This is a genomic window from Listeria sp. ILCC797, assembly GCF_900186185.1.
Classification (GTDB): domain Bacteria; phylum Bacillota; class Bacilli; order Lactobacillales; family Listeriaceae; genus Listeria; species Listeria goaensis.
On the sequence record NZ_FYBS01000020.1, the window covers coordinates 22,224 to 28,386 of the forward strand.

The 6,163-nt window shown below is 43.4% G+C and carries 5 protein-coding genes; all 5 read left to right on the plus strand.

Going from position 1 to position 6,163, the window contains the following annotated elements:
• Nucleotide 1: 1 nt before the first annotated feature.
• Entirely contained in the window at nucleotides 2–2,314 is a 2,313-nt protein-coding gene (gene helD, locus BN1609_RS13820) for an RNA polymerase recycling motor HelD (protein WP_088841039.1), read from the plus strand.
• Nucleotides 2,315–2,547: 233 nt separating this feature from the next.
• Nucleotides 2,548–3,738, plus strand: a complete 1,191-nt coding sequence (locus BN1609_RS13825; RefSeq protein WP_088841040.1) for an iron-containing alcohol dehydrogenase — start codon at nucleotides 2,548–2,550, stop codon at nucleotides 3,736–3,738.
• A gap of 70 nt (nucleotides 3,739–3,808) precedes the next feature.
• Nucleotides 3,809–5,287: a peptide MFS transporter gene (locus BN1609_RS13830; protein WP_088841041.1), complete on the plus strand. Its 1,479-nt coding sequence runs from the start codon at nucleotides 3,809–3,811 to the stop codon at nucleotides 5,285–5,287.
• A 137-nt stretch (nucleotides 5,288–5,424) separates the two neighbouring features.
• The gene (locus BN1609_RS13835) at nucleotides 5,425–5,712 is read left to right on the plus strand and encodes a DUF3130 family protein (RefSeq protein ID WP_159457888.1); all 288 of its coding nucleotides are present in this window, start codon (nucleotides 5,425–5,427) and stop codon (nucleotides 5,710–5,712) included.
• Nucleotides 5,712–6,080: a hypothetical protein gene (locus tag BN1609_RS13840; protein ID WP_088810381.1), complete on the plus strand. Its 369-nt coding sequence runs from the start codon at nucleotides 5,712–5,714 to the stop codon at nucleotides 6,078–6,080. Before BN1609_RS13835 ends, BN1609_RS13840 begins: the two co-directional genes overlap by 1 nt.
• Nucleotides 6,081–6,163 lie beyond the last annotated feature (83 nt).

A 6,163-nucleotide genomic window follows, 5' to 3' on the forward strand; every position in this document is an offset into this window, starting at 1 on the left:
TATGAATAAAGAAGAACAAAATGAGCAAAGCCGCATTGATTATACGATTCAAGAGATCGAAAAGGAACAAAAAAGAATTCAAGAATCATTAAAATCGGTGAAGCAGGAGGCTCGCGACATTCGGTCCAATTTTTGGGAAGATGTGCGTGTGAACTTAGCAGAGCCAGACGATGTTTCTGAAACAAACATCAGTATTCGCCAGCAAGAACATTTTTTAAGAGAGCGCGAGCGAAATTATGAACACGGAGAAAAGCAACTTACAGTTTTTGATAAAATGAAAAGCTCGCCTTATTTTGCCCGAATTGATATTTGTGACGAGGAAACACCACGTGAAAAAATTTATATCGGGATTGGCTCCGCGCTTGATGAATCCGATCAGTTTTTAGTGTATGACTGGCGCGCACCGATTTCAAGTGTCTACTATGACGGCCAAATTGGCAAATCCACATATGAAACGCCAGAAGGAAAATTAACCGTTGATGTGTTATTAAAACGTCAATTTAAAATAAAAAATGGGCGCCTTGAGTCCATGTTCGATACAAATGACGCGATTGGCGACGAGATGCTACAAGATGTGCTCGGCAGCGAATCTAGTTTGCAAATGAAAAATATCGTAGCGACCATTCAGCAGGAACAAAATCGCATTATTCGGGACACAAAAAGCGATTTATTGTTCGTCCAAGGGGCAGCAGGAAGTGGCAAAACATCAGCAGTTTTACAGCGCATTGCCTACCTACTTTACCGTTTCCGAAACGGCCTCGATGAAAAGCAAATGATGATTTTTTCGCCGAACCGCTTATTTAACCATTATATCGCGAATGTTTTGCCGGAACTTGGCGAGAAAAACATGATTCAAACGACATTTCAAGATTTCACTGCGAAACGGTTGGGAAAACTAGACGTCGAAAGCCTTTTTGAACAGTTTGAAAATGAAACAAACGATGCGCGCAAGGAAATGATGCTTTTAAAAGAATCGACGTTTCTGATGACGCTAATTGGAAAATACGTGTCGCTCCTGCAAAATGGCGGTTTGCGGTTTAAAGATATTAAATTTCGCGGGGAAACGGTACTTTCTAAGGAAGATATCAAAGCGATTTTTTACGCAACACCACGGTATAAAATGCCCGCAAGGCTTTTAGAAACGAAAAAAATTCTTCGAGAAAAGTTATACACGATTGCGAATGAGGAAGCCAAGAAGGCGTGGGTGAAAGACGAGATGGAACTTCTTAGCGAGGAGCAGTATCGTGCGCTTGTTCCGACGAAGCTCGAGTTCCAAAGTTTTGATGACGAACAGGACTATTTGGCGAAAAAAATTGTCCGTTTGAAGTTCAAAAAATTGCATCAGGCTGTCGAGAAAAACCAGTTTCTGCATGTGAAACAACAATTTGGTCACTTTATGCAATACGCGCCGCGGCTGTTTGATTTACAGGAGTTTAGACTTTCAGAAGCCGATTGGAATGCGGAGATTCATCGTGTTGTGGCAAGCTTAAATGAAAATAAACTGGCGCTTGAAGACGCTGTTTTGTTCCTCGAATTAAACGACGCAATTGTGGGCAAAAAAATTAATCGCATCATGCGTTTTGTCTTTATTGACGAAATTCAAGATTATTCAAAAGCTCAAATTGCTTATTTAAAATCAATTTTTCCAAGTAGCCAGTTTACGCTTTTAGGCGATTTAAACCAAGCCATTTTTAAGAAAGATGAGCAGTCGCTGTTAAAAGAAATTGCACCGCTTTTTGATGCCGAGCGAACTTCGGTTGTCGAGCTTACGAAAAGCTACCGCTCCACGGAACAAATTACGAATTTTACGAAGGAAATTATGGCGGAATCGGACCGAATTATTCCATTTTCACGGCAAGGAAATGTGCCAAAAGTTATTGAAACGGAAAATTTTGTGGCGATGATGGAAGTTTTGCAAGAAGAAGCATTGAAATTAAAAGAAACGTCTAATATGGTAGCGATTATTGGGCGAAACCAAGAAATTTGCGAAGCTGCTTATTTATCACTGTATAAAAAAATGGACGTTAAACTTGTGCATCTAGGCAACCAAAAACTGTCTGAAGGCATTATGATTATCCCGTCTTATTTAGCGAAAGGGCTAGAATTTGATAGCGTGATTGTTCTTGATGCTTCAGAAAAATCCTATCCAACTAGCGCAGACAAAACATTGCTTTATACGATTTGTTCGCGCGCGATGCACGACTTGATTGCGGTTTCAGATGGTGAAATGACACCACTTTTTAAGGTGATTCCGAGTGGGTTGTATGAATTTGAAAAACGACTTTCGAAGTCGCAAATGCCGAGTGATTCGTGAATATAAAACGTCCCAGAAAAGGGAGAGGGGCATTAATTATAATTATTGGTTGATAACGGTGCCTTGGTACTTTGCTTTATGAGAAATTTAAAAATAGATTACTTGATTTTATGTAAAACGCTAGCTTTAGGGCTGGCGTTTTTTTCGTAAAATGAGTTACGGCGCGTTATAATGTTTAAAGAGAATTGAAAAGGTGTATTAATACTTAAGATAGGAAAGTGAGGAGCAGGATGATGAATAAACAGATTGGGAATTTTGATTATTATAATCCAACGCATATTGTTTTTGGAAAGAACCGGTTTTCTGAACTGGCGGGTTTAATTGCAGAGGATAAGAAGGTTTTGATTTTGTACGGCGGCGGGAGCGTTGAAAAATTTGGCACGCTTTTGAAGGTTCGCGAGGCTCTTCACGGGCATACGACAGGTGAATTTGGTGGTATCGAGGCGAATCCGACGTTCGAAACGCTTATTCAAGCGGTTGATTTAGTCAAAAAAGAAGGGTATGATTTCTTGCTTGCGGTTGGCGGCGGTTCTGTCATTGATGGGACGAAATTTGTTGCGGCTGCGGCGCGTTTTGACGGCGACCCGATTGATATTTTTGGGAACGGTGTTGGTGCTGCTAAACCGGTAAAAGAGGCGCTTCCGTTTGGGACGGTTTTGACGCTTCCGGCGACGGGTTCTGAGATGAATAGTGGGGCGGTTGTGACGATTAAAGCGAAAAAGGCGAAGGTGAGTTTTGGGAGTTCGGTAACATTTCCGAAATTTTCGCTACTTGATCCGGAGCTTACATATACGCTTCCAGAGCGGCAGCTTGCCAATGGCGTGATTGACTCATTTGTGCATGTTATGGAGCAATATTTGACGTATCCGGTTGGGGCGATGGTGCAGGATCGTTATGCGGAGGGTTTGCTACAAACGTTGATTGAGATTGGGCCGAGTGTGATTGATGAAAAAAATCATGATTACAATTTGCGAGCGAATTTCATGTGGACGGCGACGAATGCGCTGAACGGGACGCTTAATAAAGGGGTTCCAGGCGACTGGGCGAGTCATTCGCTTGGGCACGAGATTACGGCGCTTTACGGGATTGATCATGCGCGTACACTTGCGATTGTTTTGCCGGCACTCTTAACGATTCGGAAAAAGGAAAAATTTGATAAACTTGTGCAATATGCGGAACGCGTGTGGCATATTACGGAAGGTAGTAATGAAGCCAAAGTCAAACAGGCTATTTCGAACACTGGGCGATTTTTCGAATCACTTGGTGCCCCGATTTATTTCAGCGAGTATGGTTTAGGGGAAGAAGTTGTCGAGGCGCTTGTCAGTCAACTTGAAAGTCATGAGCTAACAGCGATTTCAGAGCGCGGCGATCAAACGCTTGAAGTGAGTCGAGCGATTTATGAGAAAGCATTAAAAGCAGAATAATCCTCGCAGACAGAAGGTCATAATTATAAAATTATGGCCTTTTTTTATCAAAATAAAGGGGTGAAGTAGGGTGGAAACTGAACAGAGGGAAAAAACTTTTTTTGGGCATCCTAGAGGCTTAGCGACATTATTTTTCACCGAATTTTGGGAGCGCTTTTCGTACTACGGAATGCGTGCGTTGTTGCTTTACTATATGTACACACAAGTGTCAGATGGGGGACTTGGCTTTAGTCAAGGGACGTCGACAGCAATTATGTCGATTTATGGTTCATTAGTTTATATGTCTGGGGTAATCGGCGGCTGGGCGGCTGATCGCTTGTTCGGCTCAAGGCGCACGATTTTTTGGGGCGGCGTTTTGATTATGGCCGGGCATATTGTTCTTGCGCTTCCTATGGGGGCGACGGCACTGTTCTTTTCGATGGTGCTCATCATTTTAGGGACAGGATTTTTAAAACCGAATGTGTCGAATGTTGTGGGGGACTTATACGCAAAAGGCGATAATCGACGCGATGCAGGTTTTAGTCTTTTTTATATGGGAATAAATTTAGGCGCGTTTATTGCTCCGTTCATCGTTTCAGGTATTTGGGGCGCCACAGATAGCTTCCACGCTGGCTTTAGTGTAGCTGCTGTTGGGATGGCAATTGGGCTAGTCGTATACGTCATCACGGGAAAACTTTATTTAAAAGAAGCCGGCAAACAAGTGCCAAATCCCATGTCAAACTCTGAAAAAGGGAAATTCATTTGGTTTGCGCTCGCTTTAGTGGCTGCAATCGGCGCTTTAATTGCGGCCATTGCATTCGTTACGGGCAGCTTCACGATTAATACTATTATCCTTGCCGTGACCATTCTAGGCGTGGGCATTCCAGTCGCCTATTTCGTCGTGATGATTCGCAGTAAAAAAACGACAAAAGAAGAGCGCTCACGGCTGTACGCCTATATTCCGCTATTTCTAATCGCCGTTTTGTTTTGGATGATAGAAGAACAAGGCTCGACGACGCTCGCGATTTTTGCGGCTGAACGAACGCAACTAGACATCTTTGGTTTTACTTTAAATCCCGCCAATTTTCAGTCATTAAATCCAGTTTTCATCATCATCTTATCACCTGTGTTCGCGTGGCTCTGGATGAAATTAGGGGACAGACAGCCATCAACGCCGAAGAAATTCGCAATTGGTTTATTTTTCGCCGGGTTATCTTTCGTGATTATGATGTTCCCAGGCCTAATAAACGGCAACACGACAACGCTTGTTAGTCCACTGTGGCTTGTTACCAGCTTCTTTATATGTATTGTCGGCGAGATGTTCATTTCGCCAGTTGGACTTTCCGTTACGACTAAGCTTGCCCCAGCGGCGTTCGCTTCACAAACGATGAGTTTATGGCTTTTAGCGGACAGCATGGGACAAGCATTTAACGCACAAGCAACACAATTTTTCAGCGCAGACACGGAAGTAGCTTATTTCGGAATCACTGGTTTTATTGCCATTGGATTCGCCGTACTACTCTTCTTAATGTCACCAATGCTGAAAAAATACATGCGCGGTATTGATTAACAAATTTAGGAGCCTGAAAAAGGTTCCTTTTTTGTGGCCATTTTTATAGCAGAAAACTATCTGTGTACAATTTATTATCATATCTTTTTATGCTATACTAAAGGATGTATTTATAAGACAATCAAGAGGTGATGAACATGATTAAAATTCAAATTAGCGAAAGCGAATTGCGGACCCATGCCAGCGACCTACGGGAGGCAAGCGGCGGGGATCCTTATCATCCGTGGGGTTCTGGGAATATGCGCGATTCCTATGCGAACTCCATCAATGATTTCCGAACCGCGATTATGGAATCGATTGAGATGATGCATCAGTTTTCAGAGCTTGCGGACAAAGATGCGGCACGTTTAGAGAAAATGGGCGAAGCGTTTTCGAAACAAGATCAAGCGGCAGGACAAGCCATCGAAGGAATGGGGCTGCGCTGATGGATGCGAAAAGTGAGCGAAACACACAAGCGCTACAGGCGTTACGAAAGCAAGAAAGCGACATGGAAGACGGGTTACATATGCTTCAAAATCAACAGAACCAATTGGAATGGCTGGAAGAAGACCATATGCGTATTCAGCGGGAACAAGAGGAACTGCGTGAACTTCTGCGGGAGGGTTGGCAAGGGGAGCGTGCCACGGGCTTTCATATGTATACCGAAGAGGTCCAGTACAGGGAACAACGCGATTGGCGGCAAAACATACAAGAACAAAGGGGCGATGTCACGAACCAAATGACGGCTGCTAAACAAACTTTACGAGAGTTAGAGGCGCAACAAGCCGAGCTTCGAAAGGCGTTGTCCTCATGAGCCGGATTAGTATTGCCGAAGTACGTGCCTTTCAAGAAGCCTTACAAAAGGCCAATGCCACCATGCGTGCTCGTATTCAAGCG